Raw genomic sequence first — 19,928 nt, forward strand, 5'->3', positions numbered from 1 at the left:
CATGAACCCGCAACCTCGCACCCCACGCGGTGCGCCCCAGGCCGTGCCACTGCTGTACGGCAGCGTGTGCAGCGGCATCGAGGCCGTGAGCCTCGCCTGGCAACCCCTCGGCCTCGAAGCCGCGTGGTTCGCCGAAATCGAGCCGTTCCCGAGCGCCGTGCTCGCCCACCGTTACCCCCACGTGCCCAACCTGGGCGACATGACCGCGATCGCCCGCCAAGTGCGCGCCGGCACGGTGCCGGCGCCCGACATCCTGGTCGGCGGCACGCCGTGCCAGTCGTTCAGCGTGGCCGGTGCGCGCCGTGGGCTGGATGACCCGCGCGGTGCCTTGACCCTTGCCTATGTGGAGCTTGCCAATGCCATCGACCAAACCCGCCACCAAGCCCGCCGCCCGGCGGTCACGCTCGTCTGGGAAAACGTCCCCGGCGTCCTCAACGACCGCAGCAATGCCTTCGGGCATTTCCTGGGGGCACTGGCCGGAGAAAGCCGTGCGCTCCAGCCGCCAGGGGATCGGTGGGCGCACGCTGGTTGTGTGTCTGGACCCCGCCGCCGCATCGCCTGGCGCGTGCTCGACGCTCAATATTTCGGTGTCGCCCAACGCCGCAAGCGCGTGTTTCTTGTGGCAAGTGGTGGAGATGACCTCGATCCCGCAGAAGTACTTTTTGAGCGCGCAGGCCTGCTCGGGGATTCTTGTGCGGGCCGCGCGCCGTGGCAAGAAGCTGCCCGCGCTACTGGACCTGGTGCTGACCCAGCAGGCGGATATGCAGGACTGAAGCAGCTCTACGGCGAGGTCACGACGACGTTCGGATTCAGCAATGGGCGTGGTCCGACCAATCTTGCAGCCAGTTTGATGGCGGGCGGCCCTAAGCACGACATCTGCACCGAGACCTACTTGGTGCAGTCCGTCGCAGGCAGCATCAGCCACACCCTCGACACCGCCAACAACGGCAAGGGCAGCAGCGAGGACGGCACCGGCAAGGGTGTTCCGATCATCGCCTTCACTGCCCAGGGCAGCGGCGCGGATGCCACGCTCGACCTGACGCCGACTCTGCGTGCTGGCGGCCATCGCAACAGCCATGCGAACGCCGGAGTCGTACCCGCCATCGCGTTCGCGCAGAACAACCGCGGTGAAGTGCGCTTCGAGTCGGGCCATGGCCAGGTCGCTTGCACCGTCCTGTCCAACGGCAAGCCGGGCTACGGCGTGCCGATGGTGGCGTGCGTGTCCCTGCGCGGCCGCGAGCAGGGTCTTGCCGCCGAGCTGGGCGGCAACGTAGCGGCCGCACTGCGCACCAGCGGCGGCGGCGCGGACAAGCCCCATGTGCTGCTCCCCGACTTCGAGGCGCATTTCCGCTACGACTGGAACGACCCTGGCCCCGGCGACTGGTCGCACTGGCGTGTGCGGCGGTTGATGCCGGTGGAGTGCGAGCGGCTGCAAGGCATGCCCGACGACTACACGCTGATCCCGTACCGCGGCAAACATGCCGCGGATGCGCCGCGCTACAAGGCGATCGGCAACTCCATGGCCGTCCCGTGCATGGCATGGCTGGGCGAGCGCCTGGTGCAGTGCCTGCACAAGACGGGCTCGACCGCTTCGGATTGATCGGCGACGCAGCCTGCGGGGCGCGCCATTCTCACTCCTGCATTGCCGACGTATCGGCAGCAGCCTGCAGCCAGGGTGTCAAGGCTGCCGCGGGCTCCACCCGCGCCACCCGCCAGTTCGCCTCGGCATCTCACCGGCGAACGCTGCCCACCGGGGCATCGATGCCTCTTTTTCTCCAACCCACGGGATGGCGGCCACGTCCCGTCGGGGGCATGTCGCCACCCGGTCGATTTCAGGACTTCACATGGAAAACATCACCAAGCAAGACCGCATCACGCTCAAAGATCTCAGAGTGTACGACTTCGCCAGCGACGAAACGCTGTGCTTCACCGCCATTGTCGTATTCGACGGCACTCCTATTGCCGAGGCCCGCAACGGCGGGAACGGCGGTTCGACATTCCTGCGTGCGCTCGATGGCAAGAAGGCGCTTCTGGCTCAGGCCGAAGCCTTCGCCAAGGGTCTGCCGCCTGCTCCGCTCGACCTCGGCCAGGAGGGCGAAGACCCTCACTACATCGACATGACGCTCGACTTCCTGGTCGATGAACTGGCCGAAGCCATGCACGGGGAACGCAAGTTGCGAGCCGCGTTCAAGCGCGACATCGGCAACAGGGTGCTGTTCATCAAGGACGGCAAACTTCTGTTCATCAAGGGCATCAAGCTCAAGGCCATTGCCGACCGCAAGGCGTACTTCGCTTCGCTGCGCGCTCGGCAGACCCAGCCCATCATCATCCTTGCCGAGCTTCCGCCCGAGCAGGCAATTGACCTGTGGAAGAAGCATATCCTGGGCGACACGCCCGACTGACCCCGCACCGACGCTCCTCACAGCCCCGCACTCGATGCGGGGTTTCTTTTTCTCTGCACGCATCAATCGGGGCTGGGCCGAATGCCGTTTTCCAACTGACGCGGCACGGCCTGCGCACGAAGCTGCCCGCATGTTCGCTGATTCGTCAGCACATGCCAGCAGCCAGGGTTCCAGGCTGCCGCGGGTCTCTTCCGCGTTGCCCACCAGTCCGCATCGCATCCATTCCGCGGACGCGCGTCCCCGTGACGTCGATGCTTTTTATCAACCGCGTGCGGGAGCTGCCATCCCGTGAGGGACGAGGCCCCGCTTTTCCAAGGAGCCCGTCCATGTCCCAGCAAGCCTCTTTCGGCCAATTGGCCTCGACCTACTGCGGCAAGTTCCTGCCGCTCGAAGTCCTGCAAAGCGCCGCCGGTCACTACATCGGCACGCGCGATACCCAAGGCCCTGTTTCGCGGGAATCCCGCGAGTACTTCCGCAGCTACGCCGCCGCTCAACGTGCCCTCGAAAGAGGCGGCTGGTCCCAGCTCGCCATTCCCTGATCCAACTGGAGGAATCACGTCATGAACCAGCTACTGCCGAGGGAAGTTGTCGATCAGATCATGCAGGAAGAACAGCATTTCGCAGCCGCGCCCCAAGCCTTTTTCGAGGCCTGGAAGCGCGGCGTCGAGATCGCTGGCCCCGAATGGTTCGGCGACGGCACCCGCGAAGGTCTGAACCAGGCCAAGAGCAAGTGGGATCTGCGTCCCAACATGCTGCGGCTCAACGACGCCCTCGGCGTCCTGAGCAGCGGCGAACGCATGTTCCTGTCCGCCATGGTCAGCTTCTACAACGCGCGCGAGGGAGGTGCCATGCTCAAGCGCTGCCACTTCCACGGACTGTCGGATTTCGACGGTCTCGATCTGCAACGCCGCAAGGTCATCGCCGACCTGCTGGTGAACTACAACGGTTGGTGAGCCGGTTTCCGGCACATCACCGCGTTTCCGTTCACGCCCCACGAGGGAAATGCGCCTACGAGGCCATATCCCTCGATTCATTTCCCGTCGTCCAGCGCAGTGCTGGCACCGCCAAGGTCAGCGTTGCCTGACGCATTTTCCATTTTCAACCCACCGGGTCCAATTCCCGGTGGCGGGAATTGGCTCCATTATTCAATCTGGAGAGTTCCCATGTCCCAGAAACCCAATCCCTTTCTCCGTGGCTACTGGAATCTGAAAATCGTCCGCACGCTGTGCATCAGCTACGAGGACGGAAGCCCGCATGTCTGGCGAAACATCCATGCAAGCCAAGAGCACCTCTCCGACGAGGAACTGGTTTCATCGTCCTGCATCGTCACCAACGATTTCGCCGTGGTCTGCAATGGCCCCGAAGGCGTGAGCGCCGAGGTACTGGCCGAATGCGATGCCGGAGAAGGTGTCAGCGGCGAAGGTGTGATCGGCGCCGTGGTCTATGCCGTCCATGGCGACGACTTTGACGGTCGCCCGGTCCACATCGGTGACAGCTATTCGGCCGAGGCTGCGCGGGAAGTGGTGCAGCGCCTGACTTTCGAGACCGGCTACTACAGCCGGTGCTGGGAGATCAGCCGTGAGCACATCACGGTCGATACCTGGCACTACCTCGCCGACCTGGCGGACATCGCCACGCCGGAGGCCATGCTGTTCATCGCCTTCCGTGTGCCGTACAGCCCGGCGATCGGTGTGAAGCTGATCTCCACGCCCTGGACGGACCATAACCTGGAGCACGCCGAGGGCATCACCGCCGAGCAGCTTCGGCAGGAGCACCGCCACAAGGGCATGCCGGACGACCTGGCGAACATCCTTGAACTGGTCGGCCAGGCCGATGTACGCATCCTCATCCTCGATGCCGACGCACCCGCGCTGCTGGGCCTGCCGCTGGCCGAGTCCTAACAGCCGCGCGGCGCGCCAGTCTTCCTCTTTGTCCCCCCAATGCCAGCCCGTCTCCACGCCAGGAGCCGGGCTGGTCCATTTTCATAGGAGCAATCTCATGTTCCCCGACCTCATCTCGCACGCACCCGACTTCGAGCACCAGCTCGGAGCCTGCGTCAACGCCATGAGCCAGGACGACGCCATCGGCCAGATCCTGGTATTCGAGCGCACGCACGGCACGCTGCACATGCGCCATATCGCCAGCACCGATCTGGTGGACACCGACATTGACGACTACGAAATGGTCGTGTTCGACGGTGGCAACACCAGCGGCGGCACGTGGAAGCATGTCTTCTTCCCGCGTCAGCGCGAGCACTACTTCGTGTACGAAGCCTGACCCAACTAGCCCCTTTCGAGGGGCTTTTTTTTTGTCGAAAAAGGTCTAATTCATACTGACGACCATTGTTACTCTTATGTCTAATCGTCACTCCACTCAGCCGTCACCCAGTCGTCCATGTTCGACCACATACTCCTGCTACTTCTCGGTTTCGTCATCCTCGTCGCCGGTGCTGACCTTCTGGTGCGCGGTGCTTCGCGGTTGGCTGTGTCGATGGGCATTTCCCCACTGGTGGTTGGCCTCACTGTGGTCGCTTTCGGCACCAGCGCGCCGGAGCTAGCAGTGTCTGTGGACGCCACGCTCGCCGGCTCGTCCGATCTAGCTATTGGCAACGTGGTCGGCGGCAAAATCGCCAAACTCCTTCATATCCTCGGCATATCGGCACTCATCACCCCCTTGGTGGTCTCCGAGCAGGTCATCCGCCAAGAAATCCCCATCATGATCGGTGCGTCCTTGCTCTTGGTGGTGATGACGCTGGACGGTAGTATCAGCCGTATCGAAAGCAGTTTTCTTCTCTCACTGATCGTGGCCTACACCGCGTTCCTGATCCACCAGTCACGCAGCGTATCGAAGATGGCGAAAAGCCAGTTCACCAGCGAGATCCCCACATCGAACTGGGACCGTCACTGGAGCGTTCAAATCGCGCTCATCGCGGCCAGCCTCGGGATGCTCGTCCTCGGCGCTGACTGGCTGGTAGTGAGCGCAGAGGCGGTGGCTAAGGCCTATGGCGTGAGTGACTTGGTGATCGGCCTAACTATTGTCGCGATCGGCACGTCGATGCCGGAAATGGCTGCTTCAGTGGTCGCTGGCCTGCGCGGCCAGGGCGACATCGCGGTCGGTAACGTGCTAGGCAGCAACGTGTTCAACATCTTCGCCGTCATCGGAGCATCTGGCCTGGTTGCTTCGGGCAGCCTGCCAGTACCGGAAACGGCACGCAACTTCGACCTGTGGGTGATGCTCGCCGTGGCTTTCGCCTGCCTGCCGATCCTGACAACCGGCCGCAACATTGCACGCTGGGAAGGTGGTTTGCTCCTCGCCTACTACGCGATCTACATCGCTTGGCTGGTACTGTCGATCCAGCAGGCTACCCTCCTAACGGCCTTCTCCAACGTGATGCTTAGCTACGTGATACCGCTGACCGTCATTGCGTTGCTCATGTCGGTGGTGCGCCATTTCAGGCGTACATCGAGAAGCTAGACCCGAGCCAGTTCAGTGGACGAGAGTGACGCGGGCGCGGCCTGCGCATTTAACCAAGCGACGAGGGACGTTGCTTGGGTTCCCGGTCGCGAGCGATGGACATGAGTAAGCCTAGCCCCAGGCCCAACGTGACCATCGCAGTGCCACCATAGCTTACGAAGGGCAACGGCACCCCCACCACGGGCAGAATGCCGCTGACCATGCCCATGTTGACGAAGGCGTAGGTGAAAAACATGGTCGCCATACCACCCGCCAGCAGACGGCCAAAAACGGAATTCGCACGCACGCTGATCAGCAGCGCGCGGAGCACGAGGAACAGGAAGCTGCCTATCAGGATCAGGTTTCCAACGAAGCCAAATTCCTCCGAATAGACGGCGAAGATGAAGTCGGTGGTGCGCTCGGGGATGAAGTCCAGGTGTGTCTGTGTGCCACGCATAAACCCTTTTCCGTATATGCCGCCCGAACCGATAGCAATCATGCCCTGGATGATGTGGAAACCCTTGCCAAGCGGGTCGCGCGTGGGGTCCAACAGCGTGCATACGCGGGTGCGCTGATAGTCGTGCAAAAAGTACCAGCTCATGCCATCGGCGCATAGCCTGGGCTCGTTCCAGATCAGTAGGAAGATGCCCACCACGGTCAGCACCGCCGGGGGGATAAGCAGCTTCCACGGCAGGCCACCGAAGAAGATGACCGCCAAGCCTGCGCCCATCACGAGCAATGAGGTGCCCAGGTCGGGCTGTTTCATCAGGAAGCCGACGGGCAGCATCAGGAGCCCGAACGCGCCCAGAAAGGTGGGCCATCGGGGCATACCGTCACGCGACTGGAACCACCACGCCAACATCATGGGGACGGCGATTTTCGACAGCTCGCCCGGCTGAATCACCATGCCCACATTGATCCAGCGCTGCGCTCCTTTCTTGGTGATGCCAAACAACGCCACCATGACAAGCAGGGCCACTGCCACCACATAGATGGGCACAGCTAGCGCCGCCAGCCGCTGCGGCGGTACCTGAGACACCACCAGCAGGATGCCAGCGGCCAGCAGCATGTTGCGGCCATGATCGACGAAGTGCGTGCCATGGCCGAAGGCCGCTGAATACATGGTCACCAAGCCGATGCCGCATAAGATGCTCACAGGGAGCAGCAACAGCAAGTCGTAACCACGGACCAGTGGCAAGAGGCGCTGCTTGAGAGAGGTTTTGCTGAGCACAATAGACATACGGACTCTCCGTTATCTTGATGTCTGAAAGGCTCAAAACAGACCCTCCTTTAAAGATCGTTTCGCAAAATCTATGCCAGGTTTGAATCTCAGCGAATTCAATGGGTTGTGGATATTTTTTCGCTAGATGTGTTCATTTACCTGAACATCATGACTTTGGTTGTTCAGGTGATTGAACGCGACAATTCCTAGCGTTTCTGATGCTGTTTTGGGGCAGATCACGGCATAGGACCCTGCCAGATTTACCTCAGTCAGCACGGACAAAGGGAAACGTCCGGATGCCGTTTTATATGGGCGGGCAACCCGTTCCAGGGTCATCCTTGCCCCTATGTTCGTCGGCGTTGCCGACACATGCCCAGGCAGCCGAGACCTTCAAGGCTGCAAGCGCGGGAGACCGTGTTGGTCGTTTCTTCATACGGGCCGCACCTCGCCCACCCACCCACAAGGGATCTCTTCCTTGTGGGCTGGGAATCCCTTGTTCTTCCTCAAGGAGATTCCCATGGATCGCTCTCTCATCAAGACCCTGATGCCTTCGCTTGTTGCAGGCCATGTGCCCCGCAACGTGCGGTCGATCAAGTACCGCTTTTTCGATGATCAACCGCAGTCCTCGACGCTGGGCTTCGCCATAGACCCCAAGCCCTTCGACGGCAAGGTGGTCGCGGCCAACGACGACGCCATCGTCATCAAGCTCAAGCCCAGCGAGTTCGCGGTGCTCGATCCCAACCTGGTGACTGCCGTTCCCAGCGAAGGCGCCAAGGTGCATGTCCAACCGTATGCCCGCCGCCGCTTCGACGGCCTGCGCGCGGACACCCCGGAAGTGATCACCGAGAAGACCGCGGACGGTGTTCCCTACACCATCACCAGGCACATCCTCGGCTCCGCGCCTGCCAAGCTGCCCATCCCCGAGCCACAGTGCATGGAACTGGGGCAGCTCATCCAGCAGTTGGAGGAAATGCCGGCTCCCGACGGGTTCCGGCGCATCACCCACATGCTGGTTGATGCGGGTGCCCGCGACTTCACCTGGGTCGATCCTAAGCCGTCCAAGATCATCGAGACACCCCCGGCGATCAGCTTCTCGGTTTCGACCGCGAAGTTCGAGGGCCAGGTGACGATCCTCTACGACCGCGGCGGCGACACCTACGTGGTCGAGCTGCGCCGCGACGGCGAGCTGATCGATCGGCACGACGAGGTGTATTTCGACATGCTCGGTGAAGTGCTGGAGCGGCTTATCGACGACGGGCGCTGGCGCCTGATCGACGTGAGCGTGATCGACGCCAAGGCCAGCCGGCGACGCCAGGCGGTTGCGGCATGACGTGCGAGGCAAGCGACTGCTGGGTGGTGTATTCGCCCAATGAGTCCGCCATCAGCGACAGCGCTGGCTTCTGGTCCAACGAGTTCGGCTGGGTGCAGTTCGACCAAGCAACGCACTTCTCGCTCGAAGAGGCCTTGGACGCAGAGCTTCCAGTCTCGGTCGGCCGGGATGCACGCTTCGTCACATGGCAGGACGCCCAGCGCCACTACGGCTGAGTCCTCTACCTATAGGCAACTTGCCCCCAAGGCCTTCCATCCGTTCGGGTGGAGGGCCTTTTTCTTCAGGAGATCAATCATGTCACTGCGATTCAAAGGCTCCGACCTGCGCCCCGTGCTGGCCGAGGCCGTCGCCAACCAATGCCGCGTCGTCCTCGCCAAAGACCAGGGCGTGTACTTCCTCGCCGAGCAGGGAGAGCGCCGTCCCGATGGCCGCGTGAAGCTGCTGGCTTATGCCGTCGGCTGCAACCCGGATACCGACCCGTTTGACGACTGGTGGGAACTGGCGCGCGCCGAGCTGGGCGGCGACGACTTCGGCGAATTCTTCGACCCGAAGGAAGGCGTCTTCGCACGCATCTTGCACAGCACGGACGATCTGATGCTGTCCGCCACCACGACGCACCTGTCGCTGGAGGTGGTGTCATCGGCGTAGCGCGGCTACTCCCGTCCCCTCATGGCCCCCTTCATGGGGGCTTTCTTTTCTCCGCACCGCGGCCATTGCTGTGTGCACGCGTTCGTCTCCGGCCGCCTTGGCCCGCCTCGTCGGCATGCCCGCCGACATGCCCACGGAGACGACCGCATGCACGACCCGTTCAAGATCACTCAACCGACTTGCATCAGCTTCTCGGGCGGGCGCACCAGCGCCTACATGCTCTGGCGCGTGTTGCAGGCCAATAGCGGTCTGCCTGCCGACACCGTGGTCTGCTTCGCCAACCCCGGCAAGGAAGTGGAAGCGACCTTGCGCTTCGTGCGCGACTGTGCCGGGCACTGGCGGGTGCCGATCCACTGGCTGGAATACCTGTCCATCGAACCGGGCTTCACGCTGGTGGACTTCGACCGGGCCAGCCGCCAGGGCGAGCCGTTCGAGGCGCTGATCCGCAAGCGGCAGTACCTGCCCAACCCCGTCGCACGCGGCTGCACGACCAGCCTGAAGATCCGCCCGATGCACCGCTACCTGCGGCATCTGGGGTGGACGGATTGGGACCAGATGATCGGCATTCGCGCCGACGAGCAGCGCCGCGTCGCCAAGATTCGCGCGCGCGGACACTCCACCGAATCGACCCACGAGACCATGTGCATGCCGCTGGCGGATGCCGGCGTCACCGTGCGCGACGTGAGCGCTTTCTGGCAGGCGCAGCCGTTCGACCTCGACCTGCTGACGGTCAACGGGCGCACGCTCGAAGGCAACTGCGACCTGTGTTTCCTCAAGCCGCGCGGGCAGCGCCTGGCCCTCATCAAGGCTCGACCCGAGGCCGCGGTGTGGTGGATTCGCATGGAATCGCTGAACCTGGCGAGCAAGCCCAGCGGCGCCCGGTTTCGCGCCGATGGCCCGAGCTACGCCGACCTGGCACGCTTCGCCGCCGACCAGGGCGATCTGTTCGACGCCGCCGAGGAACCGATCGCCTGCTTCTGCGGCGATTGACGCACATGGGCGGGCCATCGACCTCGCCATCGCTGCAGCTGCTGCCGGTGTCCTTGCGCTGTGCCAATGCCTTCGTGCAGGAGCACCACCGCCACCACCGGCCGGTTCAGGGGGCAAAGTTCGCCCTGGCGGTCGCGCTGTCCGCCACCGATGGCATCTGCGGCGTGGCCATCGTCGGTCGCCCGGTCGCCCGCCACCTGGATGACGGCTGGACGCTCGAAGTCACCCGGCTCTGCACCAACGGCGCACCGAACGCCTGCAGCAAGCTCTACAGCGCGGCCTGGAAGGCGGCCAAGGCCCTGGGCTACACGCGGCTGATCACCTACACGTTGCCCGAGGAAGGCGGTGCCAGCCTGCGCGCCGCCGACTGGCGGCTGGTCGGCATGCGCGGCGGCGGCGCCTGGAGCCGCCCCAGCCGTCTCCGCACCGACACCCCCGACCACCTGCGCGGCCCCAAGTGCCTGTGGGAGGCGCCAGGCGGCGCGGACAAAGGGAAGCGCCCGGATGCCGATTGATTGCTGCCGCGCGCGCGAACCCCGCCCATGCTGCCCCCGTGCCTCGCTGACAGCCGTCAGCAGCATCCCAGGTAGCCACGATCTTCAAGGCTACGGCGCGGTTCCACCGCGTTGATCACCCAGCTCGCACCGCATCCGTCCGCGAGCGGCCACCAGTCTCTGGTGGCGGATGCTTTCGCCTTATCAACCCACCGCGGGGTTACGCACCTTTCCCCGCATGCGTGGGCCGGTGTGTCTCCGCTTCATCCCTATGGAGATTCACCATGAACACCGCGTCCAGCGAGAAATCGTATTTCGACATCCACACCTCGGGCATCGGATATATCCAGCGTGCCCGCGAGGTTCCCGTCCGGGGCGGCCGCCGTGCGCAGCCCTTCCTGGCATGCACCATCGCCGCGCTGGTCGGTTCCGCCAAGGACCCCAGCTACCGCTACTTCGACGTCAAGGTCTCGGGTGCCGAGGCCAAGAAGCTGGTCGAGCGCTACATCGGCGTTGACGATCCCAAGCAGCGCCCGCTGGTACGCTTCCGCCTCGGAGACCTCTGGGGCGATGCGTACATCCGCGACAAGGGCGAGCACGCCGGCAAGCCGGGCGCCAGTCTCAAGGCGCGTCTGCTCAAGGCCGAGCCGCTTGACCGGGCCGAACTGGCTTCGATCAGGCAGCACGATCTGATCACGCGCGGCATCGGCTACCTCAGCCGTCCGAAGGACGTCACCCCCAAGGATGGCGATCCGTTCCTGTCGTGCTGCGTCGCGGCACTGGCCGGGCCTGTCGGTGAACCGGAATATCGGTACATCGACACCATCGTCGCCACCCCCGAGGCCGAGCACCTGGTCCGCCGGTGCGTGCAGGCCATCGAGGGGGATCGCAAGGTGCTGATCGGCTTCAAGTTGAACGACATGAAGATCGATCCGTACATCCGCACCAAGGGCGAGCGCGCCGGGGAACCGGGAGCGAGCCTGGAATCGACGCTGGTCCACATCGGTCTCATCAAGATCGACGGCAAGACGGTCTATTCGCCGAGCCAGGCGCAAGCCGAGGCGCCGCAGGCCGAGGACGCACCCGCGCCCGAAGCCGAGGTTGCCGCCGACACCGCTGCCGACCAGCCTGTCGAGCCCGCCGAGCGCGAGCCCGCAGAGGAAGTCGAGGAGCGGGAGCCGGCGATGGCCGAGTCGTTCTGATCCGGCATGGCCCCTCACGGGGCCTTGCTTTTTCCTATTTCCCAAGGAGAACCATCATGGCAGCCACATCGGCACCTGCGAGATCAGTCCTGCCCATCGTCGTCCCGGGTCAGCTCACATTGCGGACCATCCGCGGCAAGAACGGACCGTTCACGGTCGGTCGCCTGACCACCCCCATCGGCGAGTTCGCGGTCAAGGACGCGGAGCTGGAGCAGTACCCCGAAGGCAAGTACGACGGGGAGTTCGTCATCCGCTACATCTTCGCGAAGTCCTATCCGGTCGCGGGTGGCGCGCGGTTTGAAGTCCGCGCCAACCTCGATGGCATGACGCTCAACGGCATCGAAAAACTGTCCCGTGACGAGGCCCGCAGCTTCGCCACGCAGGAAATCGATCCACTCGATGAAGAGTTGGGAGCGCAGCCAGCGGCAACGCCGGCCAAGCCCGCCAGAACGTTCAAACCCGCGAAGCCGGCACCCGTGCAGGCATCCGCGGACCCGCTGGTCGATACCACGCCCTTCGGCGTGGATGCGCCGACGCCCGCTGCGGCTGCTGCCACCGGCAGCACCGAAGACGGCGACGCCGCACTGTTCGGCATCCTGTGGCCGCTGGGCGAATCCGTCCGACTGGATTCGACCATCGATCGTCGCACCTTGCGCGCGCAGGTCGCCCGCTTGGGCGAACTGGGCTACAGGCACCAGTACCAGACGCAGGAGTGGAGCCGTCAGGCCGCACTGGAACCTGCGTGATCGCAAACGCCGCATCCGCGGTGCTCTTCATCCACCCGCCGGGGTTCCTTCCCCATGCGGGGGAGGCCTCGGCTTTTTTTGGAGGTCTTCGTCATGTCCACCATCGCTTGCGATACGCCCCGTTCCACGCTGGACGAATCCGTGTGGCAGGCCGTCTGCAAGACGGCCGCCGAGCACGCCCAGCGTGGTTGCGGCCTGTCCTGGGAGCACTGGGTCACGCTTTTCAGTTCGGAGATCGACGCGCAAGTCAGTCGGTTGCCCGAAAGCCAGCGCGTTCATGCCCTGGAAATCGCTGCCCAGGAATGGGACTACGCAACACCTGCCGAAAGGCAGGAAACGCAGGAGTGGCTCGCCGAAGACGGCTGCTGCTCGCACGGAATCACCCTCGGCTGTTGCCCAGCCGGTTGCGGTTCCTAGTCCGCACTGAGTTCCATCGCCGCACACGCGGCATTCCATCACCCGCTGGGGGTCTTCCCCACGGGGAGGCCTCCGGCTCCACTTTCCAGGAGGCCTCTCATGGGCTGGTATTTCTCTTCCCAATCGCGATCCGACCTGATCGCGGAACTGGTTGCATCCCAGGAGACCGAGCGCGTCAGCGCGAAGGTCATCGCCCACACCCTGCGCGGCAACGTGCTGTGGTCCGTGGTCGAAATGACCGCCAAGGTCGAAGGCGTGCATCGTGATCTTTCGCCGGGTCAGTCCCTGCGCTACATCCGCTGCGATCTGCTCGAATGCAGCGGCGGCCAGTGGGGCTACAAGCCGCTGGACGAATCCATGCACCCGTACTACTACTCGTGCCCGCTGTCCTATCTGGATCTCGCACCGGAGCAGTCCGCAGCCTGGCGTGCAGGCGTTCGCAGCTACCACGCACATCGGCATCTGAACCCGGCATCCGCCGAGGCCTGAATCTCTTCCTCCCACCCGCCAGGGCAGCACTTGCCCATGCGGGCGGTGCTGTTCCAGCTCATCCAAGGACACCACCATGAGCCAGCACTACTTCGAGACCCATCACAAGGGATTTCCCATCACCGTCATGCTCGGCTGGGATCGGCCGCTGCGCTATTTCTTCATGACGATCCGCAAGCCTGCCGAGCTGATCGACAGCGCCATGAAGGTCGAGGACGCGGATTTCCTGTACAGCAACCTGCACGAGGAAGACCCGTTCGGCCACGGCCTGGACTACTACCGTGCGGTCCTGGGCCATTTCCACATCGACGTGCCGAGCAGCATGTTCACCGAGGTCCAGAAGGACTACGCGGGGAACGTCGGCAATCGCGTCGTCAAGCATGAGGCCGATGGTTCGTTCGCCGAACTGGGAGCCTGACGTCACCTGCGACGCAGCCGAGGCATTCGCCCTGGCGCTGCGCGTTTTCATCCCCAACGGGGCATTCACTGCCCCTGCGGGCGGTGCGCCCCTCACATCGAGGAAACCACCATGCCTGCCATTTCATCCGACCAGCCCCTGTACCGCATCGACGAATGCAGCGACCTCATGGCCGATGCCTGCGTTTGCGGGGACCAGGGCGACTTGATCTTTCTCTCGGTCTGGGCGCGCGACACCGCCATCCAGCAGTTCATCGGACGGCTCACCCTGGGCCGTAGCGAGGACGGCCTGGATCAGTTCTACGTCGTCACCGACCAGGGCGGTTCGCTGCCTGTGTTCGTCGGCTCGGTCGAGCGCCTTGAAAAGCGCCTGACCCGCAGCTATCGCCGCACGCTGTTCGGCTCGATGGTCAATCTCTGGCTGTTCGACCGGCGCTGCATCCGGCCCGACAAGAGTTCGGCCAGCGCCCTGGCGCTGCTGCCGCGCTCCGCGGCCGATCCCACGTCACGCCTGTGGCACCTGGTCAAGGACACGTGCCCGCTGCCGCTGCTGGACCACTGGCAATCACCAGTCCTGGCGCTGCTGCGCGAGCGCGAAATGCTGTGCTCACTGCGCATGGCCCTCGGGCCGCTGCAAGGGTTCCGGCTCGCCATCGACGTGCCCGCGCTCACCGAAGCGCTGGGCGACCTCATCCGCCAGGGCGTGCTCACCGCCTATCCCTATCCGGCCAGGATTTGGACGCCGGAAGTGGAATCGGTTTGACCCACCGCGGAGGCATGCCTTGGCGTGCTTCCGTCCTTCATCCCCGCCAGACAGGAGACTTCCCATGGCACTCATGTTCCCCAGGCTCGCTCGGAATTTCGCCAAGAACGGGTACTACCCGACCGACGAAGCCACCCTCGAAAGAACCCTCAGCGCGCTCGCGCCCAGCGATGGGCCCATGTGCATTTGTGATCCCTGCGCTGGCGAAGGCGTTGCCATCGCCGAAGCCGCCCATGCCCTCGGGCCTGAGCTGGCCAGTGCCTATGCCGTCGAGTTCGATCAGGAGCGGGCCAGCCACGCCCGGCTGCTGGTCGATCATTGCATCCACGGTGACCTGATGGACACCATGATCTCGCGGCAGGCCTTCGGCCTCTTGTGGCTCAACCCGCCCTATGGCGATCTTGCAAAAGACGCCAACGGCAACCTGGGCTACGAAGGCAAGGGCCGTGGTCGGCTGGAAAAGCTCTTCTACCAGCGCACGCTGCCCCTGTTGCAGTACGCCGGAATCTTGGTTTTCATCCTGCCGTCCTATGTGCTGGATCAGGAGATGGTCGGCTGGCTGACACGCCATTTCGCGGACCTGTCCGTGTTCCAGGCGGTAGACAAGCAGTTCAAGCAGGTCGTGGTGTTCGGGCGTCGTGTCCGGCAGCGCGACCAGGCGGGCGATGACGTGAAAGCGTCACGCGTCCGGCTGCTGCAGATCGGCCTGGGCGAACAGGAGGCGGACGAGTTGCCGCCCGAATGGACGCTACTGCCGTATGTGGTCCCCCCGGCCCAGGCCGAGCCGGAGCATTTCTACCGGATCAGCATGGAGCCGGAGCAGTTCGCCGACGAAGTGCGGCGCCTCAAAGGCCTGTGGCCCGCGTTCGAGACCCATCTGGGCGCGACCCAGCAGACCTTGCGTGCTCCGGCACGCGCCTTGTCCCAGTGGCACCTGGCACTGGCCCTCGCGGCCGGCGCGATCTCCGGTGTCGTGCAGTCACCCACCGGCCGCATCCTGGCCGTCAAGGGCGACACGTTCAAGCAGAAGTCTTCCGCCGTGGAATACCGCGAGCGCGACGACGGCTCTTTGGCCGAGACCCGAATCCTGACGGACAAGTTCGTGCCGGTGATTCGGGCCTGGGACCTCACACCCAGCCCTTCCACGCTGGGACAGGTTCTCACCATCCACTGACCCCGCAGGCGGCCTGCCGCCTGCTCTTCATCACCTGCAAGGAGTATCCCCATGCTGTCCATCTTCCAGGGCCGCAAGCCCCAGGTTCCACCGCTCTTCGCACTGGGCACGCTCAAGCTGAGCGAGAGGGTGCATTGGCTGGCGAGCAAGAGCCTCATCGACCCTTTGCCCTACGTGCAGCGCCATGTGCGCGGCGACTGGGGCGAGGCCAGTGAGGCCGAGTGCCAGATGAACGACGTCGCGCTGGAGCAAGGCGCACCCATGACGTCGCGTTTCAAGATCACACCGAGGCTGTTCCTGCTCGTCATCACCAGTGACGACCAGCGCACCACGGTCGTGCAACTGCCCGAAGAAGGGGCCGTGAACTGATCGTCCAGCGCCCGCAGCCGCGGCGCGTTTTCTTTCCACCCACCGGGGTTTCTCGCCCCGATGGGGCGAGGTGCCTCTTTTCCTGAAGGAGCCATCTCTATGTCCACCGTTGCCCAACACGCTTTTCCCAGGTTCAACCCCGGCCAGGTCGTCATGACCTCGGGCGTCGCCAGCCTGGTTCAACAAGGCCAGCTCAATCCCCGTCCGTACCTGTTGCGGCATCTGTCCGCCGACTGGGGCGACCTCGACGACAGCGACCGGCGCCAGAACGACGCCGCGCTGAAGTCGGGAGAGGACCGCCTGTTCTCTGCCTACGAGGTCGGCCCGAGCCTGAAGGTCTGGGTCATCACCGAATGGGATCGCAGCGTCACCACGGTGCTGTTGCCCAGCGAGTACTGATCGTCGTCATCACCGGCCAGATCCCGAATCCGGCCGATCTCTCCTTCCCACCCTGGGGCATTCACCGCCCCTTGGGGAGTGGTGCATGCCCCGTTTTTCTTCTCGGAGCATCACCATGAACGCACAAGTCATCGACGCGGCCCCGGCCGCTGATACCTCGTCCCCGATGGACGACCTGCTCGAACAGGAATCGTCCGAGCTGTCCATGAGCCTTCAGGACTTCGTTTCCGAGTTCGGGGACGAACTGCTGGAATCCCTCAACCGGGCGAATCCCCCCGTCTATAGCGGCACGCCGCGCCCGCACCGGCAACTGGTGCTGGCCGGGCTGAAACGCCAGTTGTTCCCCGCCCAGGCCGAGGTCGTGCATGCGGCCTCGGAGCTGCTCGTCAACCAAGGCGAGCGGGCCGTTTTCGTCAACGGCGAGATGGGCACTGGCAAGACCACGATCGGCATCGCGCTGGCCGCGGTCCTGCATGCCGAAGGCTATCGCCGCACGCTCGTCCTGAGCCCGCCGCACCTCGTTTACAAGTGGCGTCGGGAAATCCTCGAAACCGTCGCGGGCGCGAAGGTCTGGGTGCTCAATGGCCCGGACACGCTGCTCAAACTGATCAAGTTGCGCGAGCAGCTTGGCGTGCCTTCGCCGGCGCAGGAGTTTTTCGTTCTCGGTCGTGTCCGCATGAGGATGGGCTTTCACTGGAAGCCCGCCTTCGCGCGCAAGCACACCCGCCACGGCGACGTGGGGGCCTGCCCGCACTGCGGGGAGGTCGTCACCAACCTCGACGGCGAGCCGATCAGTGCTCAGGAACTGGAGGCGGAAGAGTTCCGCCGCAAGTGCAATGGCTGCGGCGGCGCGCTGTGGACGCTGATGCGTCCGCGGTCACTGTCCGGCAGCGACCAGTCCTCGGCCGTGCTGCGTGCCTTGAAGCGAATTCCCACCATCGGCGAAGCCACCGCGCAGAAGCTAATGAAGACCTTCGGGGACAGCTTCCTGGCCTCGATGCTCGGCGACAACCTGCACAACTTCATCAACCTGATGGACGCGAGCGGAAAGCTGGTCTTCTCCGACCGCCAGGCGCACCGCATGGAGCGATCCATGGCGAACATGGAGTTCGGCTTCGGTGAAGGCGGCTATCAACCCAGCGAATATGTGAAGCGGTATCTGCCGCGCAGCACGTTCGACTTGCTCATCGCAGACGAAGCCCACGAGTACAAAACGGGCGGTTCGGCGCAAGGCCAGGCCATGGGCGTCATCGCGTCCAAGGTCCGCAAGACGGTCTCGCTCACGGGCACGCTGATGGGCGGGTACGCCGACGATCTTTTCCACCTGCTGTTCCGCGCGCTGCCGGGCCGCATGATCGAGGACGGCTACATCCCCGGCCGCAACGGCAGCATGAACGCCGCCGCCATGGCCTTCATGAGGGATCACGGCGTCTTGCGGGATATCTACTCCGAGTCCGACGGTCCGGCGCACAAGACGGCCAAGGGCAGCAAGGTTACGGTCAGAACGGTCAAGGCCCCCGGCTTCGGCCCCAAGGGCGTGCTGCGGTGCATTCTGCCGTACACCATCTTCCTGAAGCTGCGAGACATCGGTGGCGTGCTGCCACCGTATGACGAGGAGTTCCGGGACGTGGCGATGAGCGCCGAGCAAGGCGAGGCGTATCAGAAGCTGGCTTCCAGCCTGACGCAACAGCTCAAGGAGGCCCTGCGCAAGCGGGACACCACCTTGCTGGGCGTGGTCCTCAACACGCTGCTGGCGTGGCCCGACTGCTGCTTCAGGGCAGAGACGGTCCGCCATCCGCGCACGCGCGAGGTGCTGGCATTCACCCCGGCCCAGTTCAACGAGCTGGAGGTGATGCCCAAGGAACGCGAACTGATCGACATCTGCCGCCAGGAGAAGGAAGCGGGTCGCAAGACCTTGGTGTATTCGGTCTATACCGGCACGCGGGACACCACGAGCCGGCTGAAGATGCTGCTGGAGCAGGAAGGTTTTCGGGTGGCGGTACTGCGCGCGAGCGTGGATGCCAGCCAGCGCGAGGACTGGATTGCCGAGCAGATCGACCGGGGCATCGACGTGCTCATCACAAACCCCGAACTCGTCAAGACGGGGTTGGACCTGCTCGAATTCCCGACGATCGTGTTCCTGCAATCGGGGTGGAACGTGTACACGCTGCAGCAGGCTGCACGCCGCTCATGGCGGATCGGCCAGAAGCTCGCCGTGAAGGTGATCTACCTGGGGTACGCCGCTTCGTCGCAGATGACGTGCCTCGCGCTGATGGCCAAGAAGATCCTCGTGTCCCAAAGCACGTCCGGCGATGTACCCGAATCCGGGCTGGATGTGCTCAACCAGGACGGTGATTCCGTCGAGGTCGCACTGGCCCGGCAACTGGTCGCCGCCTGATCCCCACGCCAACGCCGGCCTCGCGCCGCCGGCTTTCCGTTGTTCCCACCTTGCAGCCACGCCCACGGTCTCCGTGGACGTGGCTGCGCATTTTTCATCCCAAGGAGATTTCTATGAACGCTACTACCCAAGCCACGCCCGAAACCGTCAATGCGCGCCTGAGACTGGACGTGACCTATCTGCTCAACGGCGAGGCCGCACCGGAATTGCTGGCACGGCTGGAACGCATGTGCGAACTCGCCATCGGCGAGGGTCTGCTGACCGGCGAAACCGCCGCGGAAGTGGACACCTGGTCGATCGATGTATCCGAGGTGCCTTCGGCGGCTAACCGCGATGCGCTCGAAGCCGAGATCGCCGCCTTCATGCAACAGCGCATCGAGGACGGCAACCTCGCTGCCGAGGACATCCCCGTGCGCCTGGCGCGCTATGGCCTGATGGCCCCGGAAGCATTCGCCGACGAAATGCGCGAGCGCATGGGCATGGACGACGACGCCCCCTTGGACCAAGCCTCTATCCCCTCGACCGAACCTGCCGACGGCAGCGAGATCGAGATGCAAGTCGCGGTCGCCTGCATCGGTGCCTCCGGCAGCCCCGACGTGCCGGTCTTCAAGGTCAGGATCACCCGAGAGGAATACGACCTGGGTATCCACTACGACAAGGCCAAGGACTTGGCCGAAGAAGCCCGGTACGAAGGGCCGTTCATCTGCTACGACGCTGCCGAATATGGCCCCATCCTGTCGGCCGCCCGCGAACTGGGCCTTGTTCCGCAGGTCGTCGTGGTCGATATGACCGACGGCCAGATCCACTCCATCCGCTGCGACAGCGGCGAGATCAAGGTCATCTGCTACGACACCAGCGACACCGAAGAGTATTCGGCGGCGGTGGCGAACCGGCCGGTCGGCGAGAACGGTCACTTCGTGCGCTGCTGGTCGCACACCCAACTGGCGCAGGTCGATCCCGGCCTGAAGCTGGCTCGGGATTGATCGGGCGAAGTCCGATGCGTTTTCACTGGCCC

Annotated in this window: 24 protein-coding genes; 23 read left to right on the forward strand and 1 reads right to left on the reverse strand. The window is 64.1% G+C overall.

From position 1 onward, the window contains the following. Position 1 precedes the first annotated feature (1 nt). From MID00_RS13255 to MID00_RS13285, 7 genes are all read left to right on the forward strand, one after another. Positions 2-1,600: a DNA cytosine methyltransferase gene (locus MID00_RS13255; RefSeq protein ID WP_042920645.1), complete on the forward strand. Its 1,599-nt coding sequence runs from the start codon at positions 2-4 to the stop codon at positions 1,598-1,600. A 244-nt stretch (positions 1,601-1,844) separates the two neighbouring features. Further along, a complete protein-coding gene (locus MID00_RS13260; protein ID WP_042920642.1) occupies positions 1,845-2,402 on the forward strand; it encodes a hypothetical protein in 558 nt (185 codons plus the stop codon). A gap of 326 nt (positions 2,403-2,728) precedes the next feature. After that, a complete protein-coding gene (locus MID00_RS13265; protein WP_042920639.1) occupies positions 2,729-2,941 on the forward strand; it encodes a hypothetical protein in 213 nt (70 codons plus the stop codon). Positions 2,942-2,962: 21 nt separating this feature from the next. Beyond that, on the forward strand, positions 2,963-3,355 hold the full coding sequence (locus MID00_RS13270) for a hypothetical protein (RefSeq protein WP_042920638.1): 393 nt from the start codon (positions 2,963-2,965) through the stop codon (positions 3,353-3,355). Between the two features lie 210 nt (positions 3,356-3,565). Beyond that, entirely contained in the window at positions 3,566-4,303 is a 738-nt protein-coding gene (locus MID00_RS13275; protein WP_033947991.1) for a hypothetical protein, read from the forward strand. A 97-nt stretch (positions 4,304-4,400) separates the two neighbouring features. Then, positions 4,401-4,679 (forward strand): hypothetical protein, encoded by a 279-nt coding sequence (locus MID00_RS13280; protein WP_033947999.1) that lies wholly within the window; start codon positions 4,401-4,403, stop codon positions 4,677-4,679. A gap of 117 nt (positions 4,680-4,796) precedes the next feature. Then, the gene (locus tag MID00_RS13285) at positions 4,797-5,876 is read left to right on the forward strand and encodes a calcium/sodium antiporter (RefSeq protein ID WP_033948001.1); all 1,080 of its coding nucleotides are present in this window, start codon (positions 4,797-4,799) and stop codon (positions 5,874-5,876) included. Between the two features lie 49 nt (positions 5,877-5,925). On the opposite strand, the gene rodA is transcribed toward MID00_RS13285, so the two are convergent. Continuing rightward, positions 5,926-7,095: a rod shape-determining protein RodA gene (gene rodA / locus MID00_RS13290; RefSeq protein WP_033948003.1), complete on the reverse strand. Its 1,170-nt coding sequence runs from the start codon at positions 7,093-7,095 to the stop codon at positions 5,926-5,928. 499 nt (positions 7,096-7,594) lie between these two features. Between rodA and MID00_RS13295 the strand changes: the two genes are divergently transcribed. The 16 genes from MID00_RS13295 (at position 7,595) to MID00_RS13370 (ending at position 19,896) form a co-directional block, all read left to right on the forward strand. Next, the gene (locus MID00_RS13295) at positions 7,595-8,407 is read left to right on the forward strand and encodes a hypothetical protein (RefSeq protein WP_033948005.1); all 813 of its coding nucleotides are present in this window, start codon (positions 7,595-7,597) and stop codon (positions 8,405-8,407) included. Beyond that, a complete protein-coding gene (locus tag MID00_RS13300) occupies positions 8,404-8,622 on the forward strand; it encodes a hypothetical protein (protein ID WP_033948007.1) in 219 nt (72 codons plus the stop codon). Before MID00_RS13295 ends, MID00_RS13300 begins: the two co-directional genes overlap by 4 nt. Positions 8,623-8,701: 79 nt before the next feature. Further along, positions 8,702-9,055 (forward strand): DUF3085 domain-containing protein, encoded by a 354-nt coding sequence (locus tag MID00_RS13305; RefSeq protein WP_033948009.1) that lies wholly within the window; start codon positions 8,702-8,704, stop codon positions 9,053-9,055. A 147-nt stretch (positions 9,056-9,202) separates the two neighbouring features. Next, positions 9,203-10,045 carry a phosphoadenosine phosphosulfate reductase family protein gene (locus tag MID00_RS13310; protein WP_033948010.1) on the forward strand — a complete coding sequence of 281 codons (843 nt, stop codon included), beginning with the start codon at positions 9,203-9,205 and terminating at the stop codon, positions 10,043-10,045. 5 nt (positions 10,046-10,050) lie between these two features. Further along, the gene (locus MID00_RS13315) at positions 10,051-10,560 is read left to right on the forward strand and encodes an XF1762 family protein (RefSeq protein ID WP_033948012.1); all 510 of its coding nucleotides are present in this window, start codon (positions 10,051-10,053) and stop codon (positions 10,558-10,560) included. 263 nt (positions 10,561-10,823) lie between these two features. Further along, positions 10,824-11,741 (forward strand): DUF3577 domain-containing protein, encoded by a 918-nt coding sequence (locus MID00_RS13320; RefSeq protein ID WP_033948013.1) that lies wholly within the window; start codon positions 10,824-10,826, stop codon positions 11,739-11,741. A gap of 56 nt (positions 11,742-11,797) precedes the next feature. Beyond that, complete coding sequence (locus MID00_RS13325; protein WP_033948016.1) at positions 11,798-12,487, forward strand: DUF3275 family protein; 690 nt, start codon at positions 11,798-11,800, stop codon at positions 12,485-12,487. Between the two features lie 93 nt (positions 12,488-12,580). After that, on the forward strand, positions 12,581-12,904 hold the full coding sequence (locus MID00_RS13330) for a hypothetical protein (RefSeq protein WP_033948018.1): 324 nt from the start codon (positions 12,581-12,583) through the stop codon (positions 12,902-12,904). Between the two features lie 99 nt (positions 12,905-13,003). Then, on the forward strand, positions 13,004-13,393 hold the full coding sequence (locus MID00_RS13335; RefSeq protein WP_033948020.1) for a hypothetical protein: 390 nt from the start codon (positions 13,004-13,006) through the stop codon (positions 13,391-13,393). 76 nt (positions 13,394-13,469) lie between these two features. Then, positions 13,470-13,811, forward strand: a complete 342-nt coding sequence (locus tag MID00_RS13340) for a hypothetical protein (protein ID WP_033948022.1) — start codon at positions 13,470-13,472, stop codon at positions 13,809-13,811. 111 nt (positions 13,812-13,922) lie between these two features. Further along, complete coding sequence (locus MID00_RS13345; protein WP_033948024.1) at positions 13,923-14,573, forward strand: hypothetical protein; 651 nt, start codon at positions 13,923-13,925, stop codon at positions 14,571-14,573. Between the two features lie 64 nt (positions 14,574-14,637). Continuing rightward, positions 14,638-15,747, forward strand: a complete 1,110-nt coding sequence (locus MID00_RS13350; protein WP_033948026.1) for a DUF6094 domain-containing protein — start codon at positions 14,638-14,640, stop codon at positions 15,745-15,747. A gap of 51 nt (positions 15,748-15,798) precedes the next feature. Then, on the forward strand, positions 15,799-16,116 hold the full coding sequence (locus MID00_RS13355) for a hypothetical protein (RefSeq protein ID WP_033948028.1): 318 nt from the start codon (positions 15,799-15,801) through the stop codon (positions 16,114-16,116). Between the two features lie 99 nt (positions 16,117-16,215). Beyond that, positions 16,216-16,515: a hypothetical protein gene (locus tag MID00_RS13360; protein ID WP_033948031.1), complete on the forward strand. Its 300-nt coding sequence runs from the start codon at positions 16,216-16,218 to the stop codon at positions 16,513-16,515. Between the two features lie 115 nt (positions 16,516-16,630). After that, entirely contained in the window at positions 16,631-18,913 is a 2,283-nt protein-coding gene (locus MID00_RS13365) for a helicase-related protein (RefSeq protein WP_033948033.1), read from the forward strand. A gap of 113 nt (positions 18,914-19,026) precedes the next feature. After that, a complete protein-coding gene (locus MID00_RS13370; RefSeq protein WP_033948035.1) occupies positions 19,027-19,896 on the forward strand; it encodes a hypothetical protein in 870 nt (289 codons plus the stop codon). The last annotated feature ends 32 nt before the right edge of the window (positions 19,897-19,928 follow it).

This window comes from Alcaligenes sp. NLF5-7, from assembly GCF_024266725.1.
In the GTDB taxonomy this organism is placed as follows: domain Bacteria; phylum Pseudomonadota; class Gammaproteobacteria; order Burkholderiales; family Burkholderiaceae_B; genus Alcaligenes; species Alcaligenes phenolicus.